The organism is Dyella sp. 05T440 (genome assembly GCF_056395965.1).
Window position 1 is genome coordinate 45,447 of sequence record NZ_JBFTKN010000011.1, and the last position, 16,910, is coordinate 62,356.

17 protein-coding genes are annotated in these 16,910 nt (G+C 65.0%); all 17 read left to right on the plus strand.

Features of this window, described 5'->3' with window-relative positions; translation table 11 throughout:
* Positions 1–174: 174 nt before the first annotated feature.
* The 17 genes from AC1DE1_RS15085 to flhA all read left to right on the plus strand — a co-directional run bounded on the left by AC1DE1_RS15085 (position 175) and on the right by flhA (position 16,864).
* Complete coding sequence (locus AC1DE1_RS15085; RefSeq protein ID WP_441603155.1) at positions 175–1,596, plus strand: sigma-54 dependent transcriptional regulator; 1,422 nt, start codon at positions 175–177, stop codon at positions 1,594–1,596.
* A 206-nt stretch (positions 1,597–1,802) separates the two neighbouring features.
* Positions 1,803–2,126 carry a flagellar hook-basal body complex protein FliE gene (gene fliE, locus AC1DE1_RS15090; protein WP_441602982.1) on the plus strand — a complete coding sequence of 108 codons (324 nt, stop codon included), beginning with the start codon at positions 1,803–1,805 and terminating at the stop codon, positions 2,124–2,126.
* Between the two features lie 48 nt (positions 2,127–2,174).
* Positions 2,175–3,878 (plus strand): flagellar basal-body MS-ring/collar protein FliF, encoded by a 1,704-nt coding sequence (gene fliF, locus AC1DE1_RS15095; RefSeq protein WP_477176989.1) that lies wholly within the window; start codon positions 2,175–2,177, stop codon positions 3,876–3,878.
* Positions 3,879–4,001: 123 nt separating this feature from the next.
* Positions 4,002–4,997 carry a flagellar motor switch protein FliG gene (gene fliG, locus AC1DE1_RS15100; RefSeq protein WP_441603154.1) on the plus strand — a complete coding sequence of 332 codons (996 nt, stop codon included), beginning with the start codon at positions 4,002–4,004 and terminating at the stop codon, positions 4,995–4,997.
* Positions 4,994–5,641 (plus strand): flagellar assembly protein FliH, encoded by a 648-nt coding sequence (locus tag AC1DE1_RS15105; protein WP_441602980.1) that lies wholly within the window; start codon positions 4,994–4,996, stop codon positions 5,639–5,641. The genes fliG and AC1DE1_RS15105 overlap by 4 nt, the downstream gene beginning before the upstream one ends.
* Positions 5,638–6,999: a flagellar protein export ATPase FliI gene (gene fliI / locus AC1DE1_RS15110; protein ID WP_441602979.1), complete on the plus strand. Its 1,362-nt coding sequence runs from the start codon at positions 5,638–5,640 to the stop codon at positions 6,997–6,999. The genes AC1DE1_RS15105 and fliI overlap by 4 nt, the downstream gene beginning before the upstream one ends.
* Positions 6,996–7,430, plus strand: a complete 435-nt coding sequence (fliJ, locus tag AC1DE1_RS15115; RefSeq protein ID WP_441602978.1) for a flagellar export protein FliJ — start codon at positions 6,996–6,998, stop codon at positions 7,428–7,430. The genes fliI and fliJ overlap by 4 nt, the downstream gene beginning before the upstream one ends.
* Positions 7,431–7,464: 34 nt before the next feature.
* On the plus strand, positions 7,465–8,652 hold the full coding sequence (locus tag AC1DE1_RS15120; protein WP_477176990.1) for a flagellar hook-length control protein FliK: 1,188 nt from the start codon (positions 7,465–7,467) through the stop codon (positions 8,650–8,652).
* Positions 8,653–9,552: 900 nt separating this feature from the next.
* The gene (locus AC1DE1_RS15125; RefSeq protein ID WP_441602976.1) at positions 9,553–10,053 is read left to right on the plus strand and encodes a flagellar basal body-associated FliL family protein; all 501 of its coding nucleotides are present in this window, start codon (positions 9,553–9,555) and stop codon (positions 10,051–10,053) included.
* Between the two features lie 13 nt (positions 10,054–10,066).
* The gene (fliM, locus tag AC1DE1_RS15130; RefSeq protein ID WP_441602975.1) at positions 10,067–11,083 is read left to right on the plus strand and encodes a flagellar motor switch protein FliM; all 1,017 of its coding nucleotides are present in this window, start codon (positions 10,067–10,069) and stop codon (positions 11,081–11,083) included.
* Complete coding sequence (gene fliN / locus AC1DE1_RS15135; RefSeq protein ID WP_477176991.1) at positions 11,080–11,418, plus strand: flagellar motor switch protein FliN; 339 nt, start codon at positions 11,080–11,082, stop codon at positions 11,416–11,418. The genes fliM and fliN overlap by 4 nt, the downstream gene beginning before the upstream one ends.
* A 5-nt stretch (positions 11,419–11,423) precedes the next feature.
* The gene (gene fliO, locus AC1DE1_RS15140) at positions 11,424–11,792 is read left to right on the plus strand and encodes a flagellar biosynthetic protein FliO (protein WP_477176992.1); all 369 of its coding nucleotides are present in this window, start codon (positions 11,424–11,426) and stop codon (positions 11,790–11,792) included.
* Positions 11,792–12,583, plus strand: a complete 792-nt coding sequence (gene fliP, locus AC1DE1_RS15145) for a flagellar type III secretion system pore protein FliP (protein WP_477176993.1) — start codon at positions 11,792–11,794, stop codon at positions 12,581–12,583. Before fliO ends, fliP begins: the two co-directional genes overlap by 1 nt.
* Complete coding sequence (gene fliQ / locus AC1DE1_RS15150) at positions 12,580–12,849, plus strand: flagellar biosynthesis protein FliQ (protein ID WP_046973101.1); 270 nt, start codon at positions 12,580–12,582, stop codon at positions 12,847–12,849. The genes fliP and fliQ overlap by 4 nt, the downstream gene beginning before the upstream one ends.
* A complete protein-coding gene (fliR, locus tag AC1DE1_RS15155) occupies positions 12,846–13,616 on the plus strand; it encodes a flagellar biosynthetic protein FliR (RefSeq protein ID WP_477165364.1) in 771 nt (256 codons plus the stop codon). Before fliQ ends, fliR begins: the two co-directional genes overlap by 4 nt.
* A 10-nt stretch (positions 13,617–13,626) precedes the next feature.
* Positions 13,627–14,763 (plus strand): flagellar biosynthesis protein FlhB, encoded by a 1,137-nt coding sequence (gene flhB, locus AC1DE1_RS15160; protein ID WP_046973099.1) that lies wholly within the window; start codon positions 13,627–13,629, stop codon positions 14,761–14,763.
* Between the two features lie 10 nt (positions 14,764–14,773).
* The gene (flhA, locus tag AC1DE1_RS15165; RefSeq protein WP_441602969.1) at positions 14,774–16,864 is read left to right on the plus strand and encodes a flagellar biosynthesis protein FlhA; all 2,091 of its coding nucleotides are present in this window, start codon (positions 14,774–14,776) and stop codon (positions 16,862–16,864) included.
* Positions 16,865–16,910: the final 46 nt, after the last annotated feature.

Genomic DNA, 16,910 nt, shown 5'->3' on the forward strand with positions numbered 1-16,910 from the left:
GTTTACATCAGGTGACGCTCACCGGCAGGCGTGAAGTCCCACGCCGCGTCGAAAAAACGTGATTGGCTGGCCTTCTTCTTGCTCATTCCTACTCGCGGACGGCGACGGATTGTCGTCAGCGAGCAGGTGCAATCCAGGGGGACACCAATGAAGCAGCACGCACGAGAACATCACATGGGCAAGTTCGACGTACTGGTGATCGAGTCCGATCACCGCAGGGCGGAGTCGGTCGTTTCGGCGCTGGAATTTCTCGGCTATCGCCCGCAGCGCGGCGAAGAGTGCGAGATGGTGGACGAAGCGACGCACGCATGGCGCGCCGTGTATGTGGGCAATGTATGGGATGAAGCCGAAGCCGAACGTCAGTTCGCGCGGCTGGGCACGGCGTCCAATCAGGCAATGGTGTTGATGGCCGCCGATTCCGAATGGCTGCCGCGCCTGGGCAATGACGCCGCCGCCGACAACAGCCGTGTCGGCATCATCGAATTCCCGCTGCGCTACGACCAACTCTCGCAGACGCTTCGTGGCCCGCAGGCGCAGACGCCGCGTCGTCCGGAGTTGAAGCTGGTGGGCAGCTCCGGTCCGATGGCCCGTGTCAACGCATTAGTTCGCCAGGTAGCTCCGTTCGATTCCAGCGTCCTGGTGCTGGGCGAATCGGGTACCGGCAAGGAAATGGTCGCGCGCAGCATCCACGAGTGTTCCTCGCGTCGCGACAAGCCGTTCGTGGCGATCAACTGCGGCGCCATTCCCGCCGAATTGCTGGAAAGCGAGCTGTTCGGTCACGAGAAGGGCGCATTCACCGGCGCCATCAGTACCCGCAAGGGTCGCTTCGAGCTGGCCGAGGGCGGCACGCTGTTCCTGGATGAAATCGGCGACATGAGCTTGCCGATGCAGGTGAAACTTCTGCGCGTGCTGCAGGAGCGTGTGTTCGAGCGCGTGGGCAGCAATCGCACCCAGCGTTGCGACGTGCGCATCATCGCCGCGACGCATCGCAACCTGGAAGCCGCCATCGCCGATGGCCAGTTCCGCGAAGACCTTTACTACCGCCTGAGCGTGTTCCCGCTGGAAATGCCCGCGCTGCGCGAGCACCTGGACGACCTCTCGGAGCTGGTGGGCGAATTCAACCAGCGCCTGTCGCGTCGTGGCCTGGGTAGCGTGCGCTTCAGCGCCGGCGCCATGCATGCGCTGCATAACTATGCGTGGCCGGGCAACGTGCGCGAGCTTTACAACCTGGTCGAGCGTCTTTCCATTCTCTATCCGCACAGCGAAGTGCGCGTCAGCGACCTGCCGGAAAAATATCGCGGCCAGCAGATCGTGGAGGAAGTGCGAGGCGCGGCGTTGCTGTCGCTGATGACCGGTCACTCCACCGTGCTGCCCGAGCCGATGGCCGTGGTGGCCAGCGATTCGCTGGTGATGCTGCCCGAGGGTGGCCTGGATCTTAAGGATCACCTTGCCGACATCGAGGTGGGTCTGATCCGTCAAGCGCTTGACGTTACCGGCGGCGTGGTGGCCCACGCGGCGAAACTGCTGCGCATGCAGCGCACGACCCTGGTGGAAAAGCTGCGCAAGTACGGTCTGCAGCCGAGTTTGCAGGCCTAAGTGCGGGAGTGAGTCGGGAGGAGTGAGAGGCGGAAGAGGGCAGGCTTTGCCCTGCTCACGCCACGCACTCCGCTTCACTCACTTCCGGAAAGCGGAACTGCGTCACGCTTTCTCTCACTGCTCACCACGCGCCACTCACTTCCGGCTTCGTGGCACACGTCGTGCAGTAACACCCTCGATAACTCTTTACGCGTTGGAATTCCGTCATGAGTCAGATCGACGTCAACAACCTGCTGTCGCAGATGCGCCAGCTCTCCTTGCAGACCAAGCCGGCGGAGCAGTCCTTTACCGCGGCAGCGCCAGGGCAGACCGATTTTGCCAGCCTGCTCAAGAAATCGATTTCGTCGGTGGCCGATGCGCAGACCGACGCCGGCATGCAGGCGGCAAGTTTCGAACGCGGCGATGACGGCGCCGACCTCGGTCGCACCATGGTCGCCATCAACAAGGCCGATCTGTCGTTGAACACGTTGACCCAGGTGAGAAACAAGCTGGTCGACGCTTACAACAACATCATGAACATGCCGGTCTGACCGGTCCATTGACGACGTTTCTGCGTCCCCCAAGCAAGAGCAGTCTTCATGGCCGATAACGCCCTCGCGACCACCGACGAAAGCCCCGGTTCTCGCCTGGACCTCAAGCAGCTTGCGCGCACCCCGGCAACACGACAGTTGTTGCTGCTGGTGGGTGTGGCCGGCGCCGTTGCCCTTGGCGTTGCCGTGGTGCTGTGGTCGCGCGGCCCCAACTACGGCCTGCTCTACGCCGGTCTGGAACAAAAGGATGCCGCCGCCGTCACGCAGGCGCTGCAGGCCTCCAATACGCCGTACACCTTGGGCGCTGATGGCAACTCCATCATGGTGCCCGCTTCCGATCTGGCGGCCATTCGCCTCAAGCTCGCCGCGCAGGGCCTGCCGCAGGGCAGCTCCGCCACTGCGGCCGCACCCGGTGCCGATTCGCCGTTTGGCATGAGCGATCTGGCCGAGCGCACGCGTTACCAGCAAATGCTGGAAAGCGATCTGGGCAGCACCATCGCGGGTCTGCAATCGGTGCGCGCTGCGCGCGTGCATCTGGCGCTGCCCAAGCCGTCGGCCTTCATCCGCGACAACAAGGAAGCGAGCGCCTCGGTGCTGGTGACGCTATATGCCGGTCGCCAGCTCGATGCGAGCCAGGTGGCGGCGATCGTCCACCTGGTGGCGTCGAGTGTCCCCAATCTCGATCCCAAGCAGGTGTCGGTGGTCGATCAGGCGGGCCAGCTGCTCACCACCACCGATGCGGGCAGCGCCAGCGCCATCGGCGATACGCGTCTGCGTCTGGCCACGCGCATCGAGAACACCTATGCGCAGCGCATCGAAGAACTGCTGACGCCGCTGGTGGGCCCGGGCAAAGTGCGCGCGCAGGTCTATGCGGATCTGGATTTCAGCGAGACCGAGAAGGCGACGGAGACGTTCGACCACGAACATCCCGCGCTGCGCAGCGAGCAGACCAATAGCGAACAGCACACCGGCGAAGCGAACGACGCTTCGATTCCTGGCGCGTTGAGCAACCAGCCGCCAAATACCGTGGCGCAGCCGACCGCAGCAAAGCCTGCCGCGGGCAAGAATGGGGCAGGCAAGACGGCCGCGACCGCGCAGAGCAACGGCCCCAGTCAAAACTCCAGCAGCGCCACACGCAATTACGAACTCGATCGCACCATCAGCCACGTCAGCGATCCGGCGGGTCGCCTCGCGCGTCTCACCGTGGCCGTGGTGGTCGACAACAAACTGGTGCCCGGCGACAAGGGCGGCAACAAGAGCGTGCCGTTCACCCCGCAGGAACTGGAACATCTCACGACCCTCGCGCGCAACGCCGTGGGCTACAACGAGGCGCGCGGCGACAGCGTCAGCGTGATCAATCAGGCCTTCCATCAGGACCCGAGCAACGATGTGGCCACGCCGGCACAGCCGTTCTGGGAACGTCCGGGCATGCTCGACCTGATCAAGCAGGCGGCCGGCATCCTGGTGGCACTGCTGGTGGCGTTCGGCCTGCTGCGGCCGTTGCTGCGCGGCTTGTCGCGCGCGCCGTCCACCAGTCGCGAGCTTGCCCTGGCCGGTGCCATGCCCATGGACACGCCGACCATTTCGGTGCGCGTGGACGACAAGGACGAGGGCGACGACGTGCTCAAGCTCGGCGTGCCGCCGCAACTGGCGTACGAGCAACGCATTGGCCTGGCCCGCCGCATGGTCGGCGAAAACCCCAAGCAGGTGGCGCAGGTGGTCAAGAGCTGGGTGGGCGAAGATGGCGGCTAAGCGCGAATTCGCACGACGTCCGCATGGCCAGCGTCGACATCGCATGTCGTCGCTGGCTCCTCTGCGGCAGGCGACGGTGAAACAAGTCAGCGGGCAGAACGCATCATGAAAGCAGAAACGCCAATCGGCGGCGCGCAGCGTGCCGCCATCCTGCTGCTCACCCTGGGCGAACAGGACGCGGCCGAGGTGCTCAGGCATCTGAGCGCACGCGACGTGCAGGCGGTGGGTTCGGCCATGGCCAGCCTCACCAATGTCACCCGTGAGCAGGTGGAAATGGTGCTCGCACGCCTCAATGAAGACATGGGGCGGCACACCTCGCTGGGCGTCGGCACCGAGGAATACATCCGCAAGATCCTGGTCAATGCACTGGGCGAGAACAAGGCGGGCGGCCTGATCGATCGCATCCTGCTTGGTCGCTCCAGCAAGGGCCTGGAGTCGCTCAAGTGGATGGAGAGCCGCGCCATCGCCGAGATGATCGGCCAGGAACATCCGCAGATCATCGCGCTGGTGCTGGCGCATCTGGAACCGGATCAGGCGGCCGAAGTGATCGGTTACCTGGCGCCGCGCGTGCGCAGCGACGCAGTGATGCGTATCGCCACGCTCGACGGCGTGCAGCCGCATGCGTTGAACGAGCTGGACGAAATCATGGAGCGCCAGTTCGCCGGCGGCAACACCAAAAAGCTCAAATCCGCGAGCGTCGGTGGCCTCAAGGCCGCGGCCAATATTCTCAACGCGATGGAAACCAGCCGCGAAAACGAGTTGATGGCGGCCATCCGTACCCACGACTCGGGCCTGAGCGGCCGCATCGAAGAATTGATGTTCGTGTTCGAAGACCTCGGTGACCTCGACGACCGCAGCATGCAGACCCTGTTGCGTGAAGTGCCGACCGCCCGCCTGGTTACTGCGCTCAAGGGCGCCGAGCCCGGCGTGCGCGAAAAGATCTTCGCCAATATGTCCAAGCGCGCGGCCGACATGCTGCGCGACGACCTGGAAGTATCCGGTCCGGTTCGCCTCAGCGAAGTGGATTCGGCACAGAAGGAAGTGCTCGCCATCGCGCGCAAGCTGGCCGATTCGGGTGCCATCAATCTCTCCGGCACAGGTGACGAGCTGGTCGCATGAACGCCGTGATGAACCGTGACAAGTTGCTGCCCTTTGAACGCTGGCTCCCGCCCGAAGTGGGCGAGCCGGTGGCGGTCGAGCCGACGCCAGAGCCGGTGCAGCAGCCGACCGTGCGCGAGCTGGAATCGATCGAGCAGCAAGCGCGCGAAGAGGGCTATGCCGCGGGCCTCGCCCAGGGCATGGCCGAGGCGCAACAGGTCTTGCACGAACGCATGCAGCGACTGGACGCCTTGCTGGAATCGGCCGCCCGTCCACTGCGCAGCATGGATGAACTGGTGGAACTGGAACTGACCCGCCTGGCCATGACGGTGGCGCGCCAGGTGTTGGCGCACGAGTTGCGCACCACCCCCGACCTGGTGGTGGAAGCCGTGCGCCAGGCGGCGCTGGCGCTGCCTTCGGCCAGCGGCAACCTGCGCGTGCGCCTGCATCCGGATGATCTGGCCTTGCTGCGTTCGCTCGAGATGGTGGAGTCGCACTGGCAGCTGCTGCCCGACAACAGCCTGCAGCGCGGCGATTGCCTGTTGGAAAGCGAGCGCTCGCGTCTCGACGCCCGCGTTGAAACACGGCTCGCCGCGGTCGTGGATGCCGTGCTCGGCGCCGAAGCCGAAGGCATCGATGAAGATGCCGACGAGGTGCGTGGATGAACGCGCCCAGCCCGTCGCGTGCCGCCTTGTGGCAGGAGCGACTGGCCCGTCGTCGGCAACGCGCCATCGGCGCGCGCACGCTGACCGTGGAAGGGCGTCTGCGCCGCGTGGTCGGCCTCACGCTGGAAGCGGAAGGCTGCGAGGCGCCCCTGGGTGCGCGCTGCCTGGTCACCACGGCTGATGGCAGCGAACTGGAAACCGAAGTGGTCGGCTTCGCCGATGAACGCCTCTTGCTGATGCCTGTCACCGAAATGCATGGCGTGCTGCCCAACGCCCGCGTGCGTCCATGCGCGCATACCAGCGGCCTGCCGGTGGGCATGGCTTTGCTGGGCCGGGTGGTCGGTGCCGACGGCGTGCCGCTCGATGGCCTTGGCCCGCTCGATGTGGACGAGCACGCCCTGCTCAAGAACGAACCGATCAACCCGATGGCGCGCAAGCCGATCGATACGCCGCTGGATACCGGCGTGCGCGCGATTAACTCGCTGCTCACGGTCGGCCGCGGCCAGCGCCTTGGCCTGTTCGCCGGTTCGGGCGTCGGCAAGTCGACCCTGCTCGGCATGATGACGCGCTACACCGACGCCGACGTGGTGGTGGTGGGCCTGATCGGCGAGCGCGGCCGCGAAGTGAAGGAATTCGTCGAACACACGCTGGGCGCGGAAGGGCGCGCACGTGCCGTGATCGTCGCCGCGCCGGCGGATGCGCCGCCACTCAAGCGACTGCGCGGGGCGCAGTACGCCACCGCGATCGCCGAGTGGTTCCGCGATCGCGGCCAGCGCGTGCTGCTGCTGATGGATTCGATCACGCGCTATGCGCAGGCGCAGCGCGAGATCGCGCTGGCGATCGGCGAGCCGCCGGCCACCAAGGGTTATCCGCCGTCGGTGTTTGCGATGCTGCCGGCCTTGGTGGAGCGCGCTGGCAATGATGCCGAAGGCCGCGGTTCCATCACCGCGTTCTACACCGTGCTTACCGAGGGCGACGACTATCGCCACGATCCCATTGCGGATGCCTCGCGCGCGATTCTCGACGGACATATCGTGCTGTCGCGCGATCTGGCCGAAGCGGGTCACTATCCCGCCATCGATATCGAGGCATCGATCAGCCGCGTGATGCCGGCGGTCGTGAAGCGCGAACACCTGCGTTCCGCCCAGCGTTTTCGCCAGGTCTATTCGGCGTATCGCCAGCAGCGCGATCTGATCACAGTGGGTGCTTACCAGAAAGGGTCCGACCCGCAGGTGGATCACGCCATCGCCATGTGGCCGCGCTTGCGCGACTTCCTGCAGCAGGAGGTGGACGCGCCGACCACGCTCAACGACGCCATTGGCGCACTTGAAATGCTGACCGCCGGAGGCACGCCGTGACATCCCGCGCAAACCGCCTGCAACCTGCCGCCGACCTCGCGCACGACCGTCAGGAAACGGCCATGCAGCGCCTGGCCGAGCAGCAGCAAAAGCTCGCCAAGGCCGAGCAGCAGCTGGAAGAGCTGCAGAAATACCGCGCCGAGTACGCCGAGGCGCAGGGCGGGGTGAGCGTGAGCGCCCTGCTCAACCGGCGTCAGTTCGTGGAGCGCATCGACCAGGTCATCGCGCAACAGATCAACGAAGTGGCGCGCCAACGCCGCGTCCTTGATGGCGCGCGCAACCAGTGGCGCGAAGCCCACGCCCGCGAGCAGGCGCTGGGCAGTGTGATCGACCGCTACCGCGAGCAGGAACGCAAGAGCGAGGACCGCCGCGAACAGGCCGAGGTCGACGAACGCAATCAGTACCGCCGGCCGGCGAGGGGGCTCTCGTGAGCACCGCCATCAACGCATTCCAGGAGATCATCGTATGACCTCGTCCATTGCCGCGGTGGTGAATCTGCCGCCGCCCACGAACGCGCCTGCCAGCGATACGACGAGCGCTTCGTCCAGCGATCCGAACAAGGATTTCAGCAAGCCCTTGCAGCATGCCCGTCAGCAGTTGGCGCGGCAGAGCGACCCGTCACGGCCCGTGCACGACCGGCACGCATCGGCAAAGGCCAGCCCCTCGACTCCATCGCAGTCACCCGCCAAGAGCAAGCAGGACGACAAGGACGACGACAAGTCGGCCTCTGACGCGCCCGCCGCTGCCGCCGCGATGCTCGCCTTGCTGGGCCAGAGCGTGCCGGCTTCGGCGGCTGCCAGTGCGGTCCCGGCGGCGGCTGACGGTGAAGATGCGACGGACGCTGTCACTGCCGCGGCTGCATCCGTTGTGACGCCGGCCACCGTCGCACTGCTCGGTGCTGCGCAAGCAGCGGGGCAGGCAAAGGCAGGCGGCGTGGCTGACCTGGACAAGGGCTTGGGTGGGATTGAGGACAAAAGCCTTTCCATGGCGACCCAGGACGTGGGCGACGGCGATGACGCCGTGGCCGCGCCGGCGACCGATACCACGCCGAGCACGCAGGGCGATGCATTCAGCACGGCCTTGCAGGCATTGACGGCGTCTTCGAGCCAGGGCAATCACAGCGATGACTCGGTCGATGCACTGAAGAATCTCACTGCCCAGGCGATGTCGCAGCAACCGCAGACTTCGTCGAACGTGGCGACCGCGCCCGCTCCGCATGCGCTCACGATGCAATCGAGCGTGGGGTCGCCTTCGTTCGGGCAGGAACTGAGCCAGCAAGTGACCTGGCTGGGTGGCCAGGACGTCAAGGAGGCACGCATCCGCCTGCATCCTGAGGACCTCGGCGAGCTTGATGTGAAGGTGAGCGTGAAGCAGGACCATGTGGACGTGGCCTTCATCGCGCAACACCCGCAGGCCGTGCACGCCGTGCAGCAGACGCTGAGCCAGCTTGATTCGATGCTGGCGCACCATGGTTTGACCTTGGGGCAGGCGCAGGTGGGGCAGGGGAATACGGGGCAGGGTTCTGCTCAGGCCGGGACGTCGGGTGGTTCCTCTTCCGGGTCTGAGAGTGGGGTGGCTGAGGGTGTTGGAGAGTTGGGTTCGGTGGCGGGGGCGGTGATGAAGGTGGTGGGGTTGGTGGATATGTTTGCGTAACCCGCTTCTGCTCCCTCTCCCCTCCGGGGAGAGGGTTGGGGTGAGGGGCGGGTGCTCGCGGGAACTTTTCTATTTGTCGTCCCGGCGAAAGCCGGGACCCAGAGCCTCGGTGTTTAGTTGTCGCGATACAGCGACCTGGCTCGCCTGCCGCGGGCTTCGGTCCTCCTGCCGGCGACGCAAAGCTAGTCCCCTTTTTGGGAAGGCCGGGTCACTTTCTCTTGCTTGCCCAAGAGAAGGTAACCAAAGAGAAGGGCCCCCGGATGACGCGCCTTCCGGGCTGCGCCCTCCAGGTGCGCGTGCGGGTTACGGGGTTTTTCGACAGGACATCCCTGTCCTGTCGAAAAACTGGCCGCACCCATGCGGCCACCCTTCGGGCTTTCCTCCACCCGCCCGCCGCGTCATACGGGGACCCCTAGGGCAAGAGCCACATCAAGAGCCGAACAACGCCCTGGCGTCGCGGGCCGGCAGCTTTTTTGTAGGAGCGCACTTGTGCGCGACCAGCCTACGGAGCGGTGCACCCAGCGCCGCGGTCGCGCACAAGTGCGCTCCTACAAGGGTGCGCTTGCCGTGGATCTTGGATTAATGGTTGCGGGTCGCCCTTTGTGGGAGCGCACCCTGTGCGCGACAACCCTACGAAGCGGTACATCCCAGCGTGACTGTCGCGCACAGGGTGCGCTCCCACAGACAGGCGCCGGGCGCGACAAGCTTCCGACCACCGCCACCACCCCGTCACGCCCAATCCCCGACACGCGTCAAGAAAGCGCCGCGATGCCGTCGCGATACCGCGCAAACCCAGTCGCAGCAACGTCTCCCGCCGATGGCATGCCGTTTGCAGATAACGGACATGTGCCGCCCGTGGCGGGTGGCCGATGACTGAACTTTGATAGGGATTGATTTCGCATGGCTCAGAACGAGCAAGCAGAAGCGGCGGCCGCAGCGCCCAAGAAGGGATCGAACAAGCTCGTGCTGATGATGGGCGTGGCGTTGCTCGCCATGGCCGGTGTGACTGGTTACCTGGTGATGAACTCTCGCAGCAGTGCGCATGGTGCGGAGGGGGATGAGCCGAAGGTGGCGCTGTCCAAGCAGGAGCAGTACCTCATGCTGGATCCGCCGTTTGTCGTCAATTTCAAGGACGACCAGTCCATGCGCTTCCTGCAGGTGGGTGTGAGCCTGATGTCGCATGACGCGGCGGCGCTGGCGGCGGCCAAGGATGCCGATCCGGTGATCCGCAATGCGCTGGTGATGCTGTTCAGCAGCCAGGACTACTCGATTCTCAGCGACGCCGCGGGCAAGCAGAAACTGCAGGCGCAGGCGCTGGACGCGGTGCGCAAGATCATCGAGAAGCGTCTGGGGCGTCCGGGCGTGGAAGCGCTGTACTTCACCAGCTTCGTGATGCAGTGACGGGACAGCGGCGATGAGCGACCTGCTTTCACAGGAAGAAATCGATGCCCTGCTCGACGGCGTGGAAGGTGGCGCCGTCGAAACGGGCAATGACGAGCCCTTGCCGCCCGATGCGGTGATCTCGTACGACTTCACCCAGCAGGACCGCATCGTGCGCGGTCGCCTGCCCACGCTGGAAATGGTCAACGATCGCTTCGCGCGCTTCTTCCGCACGGCCGTGTTCGGCGTGCTGCGCAAGACCTGCGAAGTGTCGGTGCTCGGCGTGAAGATGATGAAGTTCGCCGAGTACGTGCATGCGCTGGCCGTGCCCAGCAACCTCAACCTGGTGCGCATCAAGCCACTGCGCGGCACCGCGCTGGTGGTGATGGAGCCGCGCCTGGTGTTCACCGTGATCGACAACTTCTTCGGTGGCGACGGCCGTTTCCATGCGCGCATCGAGGGTCGCGATTTCACGCCGACCGAAAACCGCGTCATCCAGATCATGCTGACCGAGTTGTTCGCCTCGATGGTGGAGGCGTGGGCGCCGGTGCTGCCGCTCAACTTCGAATACCTCAATTCCGAAATCAACCCGCAATTCGCCAACATCGTCAGCCCCACCGAAACGGTGGTGGTGTCCAAGTTCCATATCGAACTCGACGGCGGCGGCGGCGAAGTGCATCTGACCCTGCCGTATGCCATGGTCGAGCCGATCCGCACCTTGCTCGATGCCGGCGTGCAGAGCGACCGCGTCGATCGCGATCACCGCTGGGCCGAAACGCTGCAGGACGAAGTGCTGGATGCGGAAGTGGAGCTCAGCTCGCTGCTGCTCGAAACGCGCCTGAGCATCGGTGAATTCCTGCGTCTTCGTCCCGGCGACGTATTGCCGATCCAGCTGCCGGAATTCAGCACGGTATTCGCCGAAGACGTGCCCGTGTTCCGCGGCCGCTACGGCCAGCACAACGGCCGTACTGCCGTCCGCTTCCATGCCCAGACGGGGCGCCGCGAAGTGCGCCTGTCGACCGAAACCACCCTGGAGATTGACCTCGCATGACCCCCAATGACGCCGCCAGCGCTACCCAGCGCGTCGAATTCGATCAGCTGACCGCCCCGCTGGGCGAAGGCTCCGAAGTCAACCTCGACATGATTCTTGATGTACCGGTCACGCTCGCCATGGAAGTGGGCCGCACCCGCATCAGCATCCGCAACTTGCTGCAGCTCAACCAGGGTTCTGTGGTGGAACTCGATCGCTCCGCCGGCGAACCGCTGGACGTGTTCGTCAACGGCACGCTGGTGGCGCACGGTGAAGTGGTGGTGATCAACGACCGCTTCGGTATCCGTCTCACCGACGTGATCAGCCCGGCCGAGCGCGTGCGCAAGTTGCGGTGAGCACGATGATGGCCCTGGTCCTTCCCGTTGCCGCTGCGCCCGAGATTAATGTGGGTGGCGAGCTGGTGCGCGTGGTGTTGAGTCTCGCGGCGATCATTGCGCTGATCTTCGTGGCCGGCTGGTTCAGCCGTCGGCTGCAGGCACGCACGACGCCGGGCGGGCGCCGCATGCGCTGCGTGGAAACCATGGCGGTGGGTGCGCGCGATCGCCTGATGCTGGTGGAGGCAGACGGCAAGCGTCTGCTGATCGGCATGGGGCAGGGCGGCATGCGCACGCTGCACGTTTACGAAGGCGTGGCGCCCGCACCGGAAGCCAGTCCGCAACCGCCGATCGCGCCGTTCGGCGACGTGCTGGCCCGCTGGAACCGCAAGTGATGAAGCACGCTCGTTGGATTCTCCTGGTCTTGCTGATGCTGTGTCCGGTGCTGCTGTGGGCGGCGCCGGCCATGCCCGCGATGCCTTCCATGCCGCAGATGCCGTCGTCGCCGGCCGGTATTCCTGTGCTGACCGTGCAGAACGCGCCGGGCGGCGCCCAGAACTGGACGCTGTCGTTGCAGTTGCTGGCGCTGATGACGGTGCTGACGTTGCTGCCGGCCGTGCTGCTGATGATGACGTCATTCACGCGCATCATGATCGTGTTGAGTTTCCTGCGTCAGGCGTTGGGCACGAGTTCCACGCCGTCCAACCAGATCCTGCTGGGCCTGTCGCTGTTCCTCACGCTGTTCGTGATGTCGCCGGTACTCAATCACGCCTATGCCGATGGCGTGAAGCCGTATATGGACGGCCAGATGACGGCCGAGCAGGCGGTGCCTGCCGCCGCCGCACCGTTTAAGCATTTCATGCTCGACCAGACGCGCGATGCGGATCTGCAGTTGTTCACGCACCTGGCCAATGAGCAGCCTTACGCAAGCAAGGAAGACGTGCCGTTTCGCGTCGCCATGCCGGCCTTTGTCACCAGCGAGCTGAAGACCTCGTTCCAGATGGGCTTCCTGCTGTTCATTCCGTTCCTGATCATCGACCTGGTGGTGGCCAGCGTGCTGATGTCGATGGGCATGATGATGGTCTCGCCCACCATCATCTCGTTGCCGTTCAAGATCATGCTATTCGTGCTGGTGGATGGGTGGACCTTGCTGCTGGGTACGCTGGCGGGAAGTTTTTACTCATGACGCCTGAGTCAGTCATCGAATTCGGCCAGCACGCGCTCTACGTCGCCATGATGGTGGCCGCCCCCCTGCTGCTCACCGCACTGCTGGTAGGCCTGATCATCGGTGTGGTGCAAGCCGCCACGCAGATCAACGAAATGACCTTGAGCTTCATCCCCAAGGTCGTCGCCATGGCCGCGGTCGCGCTGATCGCCGGCCCCTGGATGCTGCGCACGCTGGTGCAGTTCACGCGCCAGTTGATCGAGAGTCTGCCCGGGGCAGTGAAGTGACCACGGTGCAGCTCGCCCAGTTGCAGGGGCTGATTGGCTCGCTGTTGTGGGCGATGGCGCGCGTGGGTGGGCTGTGCCTGGTCGCGCCGGTGTTCGGCGACTCGGTGCTGCCGCAGCGCTTTCGCCTTGCCATCATGTTGATGCTGACCGTGGTGTTGGCGCCGCTCGCGCCGACCACGATCGATCCGATGACGGCCGACGGCATCACCACCATGGTGGCGCAGTTGTTGATGGGCGCATCGATCGGCTTCGTGTTGAAACTGGCTTTCGAAGCGGTGTCGCTCGGCGGCCAGTTGGTCGGACAGAGCATGAGCCTGGGCTTTGCCGAAACCGTGGACCCTCGTGGCGGTGGCAGTTCGCCGGTGCTCAGCCAGTTCTATCTGTTGATGGTGATGCTGCTGTTCCTCGCCATGAACGGGCATCTGCGTTTGATTTCGCTGCTGGCCGACAGTTTTCACAGTTTGCCGCCGGGGCAGGCAGTGATCGATCCCAAGGGCTTGTATGCCGTGGTCGCATTCGCCACGCACCTGTTTGGCGGCGCGGTGCGCGTGGCGTTGCCGGCGATGACCTCGCTGCTGATGGTCAACATCGGTTTTGCCGCGATCAGTCGTGCGGCTCCGTCGATGAATCTGTTCGCGGTGGGTTTCCCGATCACGGTGACCCTGGGTTTCGTCGCGCTGTGGCTGTCGCTGCACACCTTGCCGGGTGCCTTCGAGTCCTTGCAGAACACCGCATGGACGCTGATGCACGAGCTGGCAGGCGGTTGAGGGATACGCCATGGCAGAGAACGACGATCAGGAACGCACTGAACAACCATCCGAAAAGCGCCTGCGCGAATCGCGCGAAAAGGGCGACGTTCCCCGGTCGCGCGACCTTTCGGGCGCGGTGGTGGTGCTTGCCGGCGTGTCCGCGCTGATGAATGGCGGCGCAGCGGCAATGGAACACGTGCGGCGCATCTACGGACTGGGACTGACCTATGACCGCGCTGCGTTGTTTTCCGAACAGCTGCCCGGTCGCGTGCTCTCGATGGCGATGCACGAGGCGATGTCGCTGTTTGCGCCGGTGGCGCTGGCCACCATGCTGGCCGCGCTCGCTGCGCCGCTGTTGCTCGGCGGCCTCAATTTCAGCGCCGAAGCCTTGGAGCCCAAATTCGAGCGGCTTGATCCGATCAAGGGTCTCGGCCGCATCTTTGCCATGCGTGGCCTGGTGGAGCTGGCCAAGTCGCTGCTCAAGCTGCTGCTGATCGGCGGCATCCTGGTGATGGTGCTGAAAAACTGGCAGGACGACCTGATGGCCACCGGCGTCGGCGAAGTACGCGCCGGCACCTTCAAGGCGATGAGTCTGCTGGGTCACGGTGCGCTGTTGTTCGGCTCGATCCTTGCGCTGATCGGCGGTGCCGATGCGCTGTACCAGAAGTTCGATCACAACAAGCGCCTGCGCATGACGCGCCAGGAACTGAAGGACGAATCGAAGGAAAGCGACGGCAACCCCGAGCTCAAGGGACGCATCCGGCAGCTGCAGTTCCAGATGGCGCGCAAGCGCATGATGCAGGAGCTGCCCAAGGCAGACGTGCTGATCACCAACCCTTCGCACTTTGCCGTGGCCCTGCGCTACGACGAAGGCCGCATGGGCGCGCCGCGCGTGATTGCCAAGGGCATGGACGAACTGGCGCTGCAGATCCGCCTGGTCGCTTCCAGCCATCGCATCCCCACCGTGGAAGCGCCGCCGCTGGCCCGCGCGCTGTATGCCACGACCCAGATCGATCGCGAGATTCCCTCGGCGCTGTACGTCGCCGTGGCGCAGGTGCTCGCCTATGTCTTCCAGCTCAAGCAGGCGGTGTCGCGCGGTGATGCGCCGCCGTCGGCGCCGCAACCCGATGTTGATCCGGACCTGATGGGTCCCTACAAGTTCTGACGGAACAGTGATGGCAAACACGACTGCCCTAGGCAATCTCAAGATGCTCGGACGCCGCGGCCTCGGTGCGCCGGTGATCATGCTCGCCGCACTGGCGATGCTGATGCTGCCGCTGCCGCCGTTCCTGCTGGACATGCTCTTCAGCTTCAACATCGCGTTGTCGCTGGTGATCCTGCTGGCGGTGATCTACGTGATGCGCCCGCTGGAATTCGCCGCGTTTCCCACCGTGGTGCTGATGGCGACCTTGCTGCGCCTCGCGCTCAACATCGCCTCCACGCGCGTGGTGCTGCTCAATGGCCACGACGGCCCTGGCGCCGCGGGCAAGGTGATCGAAGCGTTCGGCGAGTTCGTCATCGGCGGCAATTTCGCGGTGGGCCTGGTGGTGTTCGCCATCCTCACCATCATCAACTTCGTGGTGGTGACCAAGGGTGCCACCCGCGTGTCCGAAGTGACGGCGCGCTTCACCCTCGATGCGATGCCCGGCAAGCAGATGGCGATCGACGCCGATCTCAACGCCGGCCTGCTCAACCAGGAACAGGCGCGCGACCGTCGCCAGGAAGTGCGCGAGGAAGCGGACTTCTACGGCTCGATGGACGGCGCCTCCAAGTTCGTGCGCGGCGACGCCACCGCCGGCATTTTGATTCTGATCATCAACATCGTCGGCGGCTTCTTCGTCGGCATCTTCCAGCACGGGCTTTCCGCCGGTGAAGCCGCCAAGACTTATACGCTGCTCACCATCGGCGACGGCCTGGTGGCGCAGGTACCATCGCTGATGCTGTCCATCGCCACCGCGGTGATCGTGACGCGCGTGTCCAAGTCCACCGACATGGGCAAACAGCTCGTCGGCCAACTGTTCGGCCAGCCGCGTGCGCTCGCCGTGGCGGGCGTGGTGCTGGGCGTGATGGGACTGATCCCGGGCATGCCCAATATCGCCTTCCTGCTGCTGGGCGGCACCTGTGGCGGTGCGGCGTGGCTGATGATCAAGCGCGATCGCGAAGCGGTTGAGCGCGTGGCGAAAGCTGCCGCCGAGGTGCCGCCGCCGGCCGCGCCGACGGAACGTCTCGAACTGGGTTGGGAAGATGTCGCCAGCGTCGATCCGCTGGGCCTGGAAGTTGGCTATCGGCTGATTCCGCTGGTGGATACGCACCAGGGCGGCGAGCTGATGGGCCGCATCAAGTCGGTGCGCCGCAAGCTCTCGCAGGAGCTGGGCTTCCTGGTGCCGCCGGTGCATATCCGCGACAACCTGGACCTTGGCCCCAACACGTATCGCATCAGCCTGATGGGCGTGCCCATGGGCGAGTCCGAGGTGCACAACGATCGGCTGCTCGCGATCAACCCCGGCCGCGTGCAGGAAGGCCTGCAAGGCATCGCCACGCGCGATCCGGCGTTTGGCCTGGAAGCGCTGTGGATCGAACCGGGCCAGCGCGAAACGGCGCAGAGTCTGGGCTACACCGTGGTCGATCCGGCCACCGTGGTCGCCACGCATCTGTCGCACATCCTGCAGAGCCACGCGCACGAACTGCTCGGCCATCAGGACGTGCAGCAGCTGCTCGATCGCCTCGCGCAGACCACGCCCAAGCTGGTGGAAGACCTGGTGCCCAAGCGCCTGTCGCTGGGCGTGGTGGTCAAGGTCATGCAAAACCTGCTGGCCGAGCGGGTGCCGATCCGCAATATGCGTTCCATCGTCGAATCCTTGGCGGAGCACGCCAACCAGAGTCAGGATCCCGGCGCCCTCAGCGCTGCCGTACGCGTGGCGCTCGGTCGCCAGATCGTCCAGGAGATCTCCGGGCTCGGTACCGAGATCCCGGTCATCACGCTGGCGCCGGAGCTGGAGCAGATCCTGCTGGGATCGCTCGCAAATGGCGGCGTAGCGGGCGCCGCGGTGGAGCCAGGCCTCGCCGACCGCCTGCAGCAAGGCGTTGCCGACGCTGCGCGCAAGCAGGAAATGAGCGGCGAACCGGCCGTTTTGCTGGTCGCGCCGCAGCTGCGTCCGTGGCTCGCACGCTTCACTCGCCATGTGGCACAGAACCTGCACGTACTGGCTTACAACGAGGTGCCGGACAACCGCCGAGTGCGTTTGGTGCAGGCATTGGGTCGCTGAATCAAGCAGACGAGAGAGGGAATAGGGATGAGTAGCGAGGGCGCAA

Excerpts from the sequence above, each read along its gene's own strand:
- fliN (WP_477176991.1), top strand. The coding sequence starts at position 11,080 with ATGACCCCCAATGACGCCGCCAGCGCTACCCAGCGCGTCGAATTCGAT.
- fliP (WP_477176993.1), top strand. The coding sequence starts at position 11,792 with ATGAAGCACGCTCGTTGGATTCTCCTGGTCTTGCTGATGCTGTGTCCG.
- flhB (WP_046973099.1), top strand. The coding sequence starts at position 13,627 with ATGGCAGAGAACGACGATCAGGAACGCACTGAACAACCATCCGAAAAG.
- fliO (WP_477176992.1), top strand. The coding sequence starts at position 11,424 with ATGATGGCCCTGGTCCTTCCCGTTGCCGCTGCGCCCGAGATTAATGTG.
- AC1DE1_RS15085 (WP_441603155.1), top strand. The coding sequence starts at position 175 with ATGGGCAAGTTCGACGTACTGGTGATCGAGTCCGATCACCGCAGGGCG.
- AC1DE1_RS15125 (WP_441602976.1), top strand. The coding sequence starts at position 9,553 with ATGGCTCAGAACGAGCAAGCAGAAGCGGCGGCCGCAGCGCCCAAGAAG.
- fliQ (WP_046973101.1), top strand. The coding sequence starts at position 12,580 with ATGACGCCTGAGTCAGTCATCGAATTCGGCCAGCACGCGCTCTACGTC.
- fliI (WP_441602979.1), top strand. The coding sequence starts at position 5,638 with ATGAACGCGCCCAGCCCGTCGCGTGCCGCCTTGTGGCAGGAGCGACTG.
- fliF (WP_477176989.1), top strand. The coding sequence starts at position 2,175 with ATGGCCGATAACGCCCTCGCGACCACCGACGAAAGCCCCGGTTCTCGC.
- AC1DE1_RS15120 (WP_477176990.1), top strand. The coding sequence starts at position 7,465 with ATGACCTCGTCCATTGCCGCGGTGGTGAATCTGCCGCCGCCCACGAAC.
- fliM (WP_441602975.1), top strand. The coding sequence starts at position 10,067 with ATGAGCGACCTGCTTTCACAGGAAGAAATCGATGCCCTGCTCGACGGC.
- AC1DE1_RS15105 (WP_441602980.1), top strand. The coding sequence starts at position 4,994 with ATGAACGCCGTGATGAACCGTGACAAGTTGCTGCCCTTTGAACGCTGG.
- fliE (WP_441602982.1), top strand. The coding sequence starts at position 1,803 with ATGAGTCAGATCGACGTCAACAACCTGCTGTCGCAGATGCGCCAGCTC.
- flhA (WP_441602969.1), top strand. The coding sequence starts at position 14,774 with ATGGCAAACACGACTGCCCTAGGCAATCTCAAGATGCTCGGACGCCGC.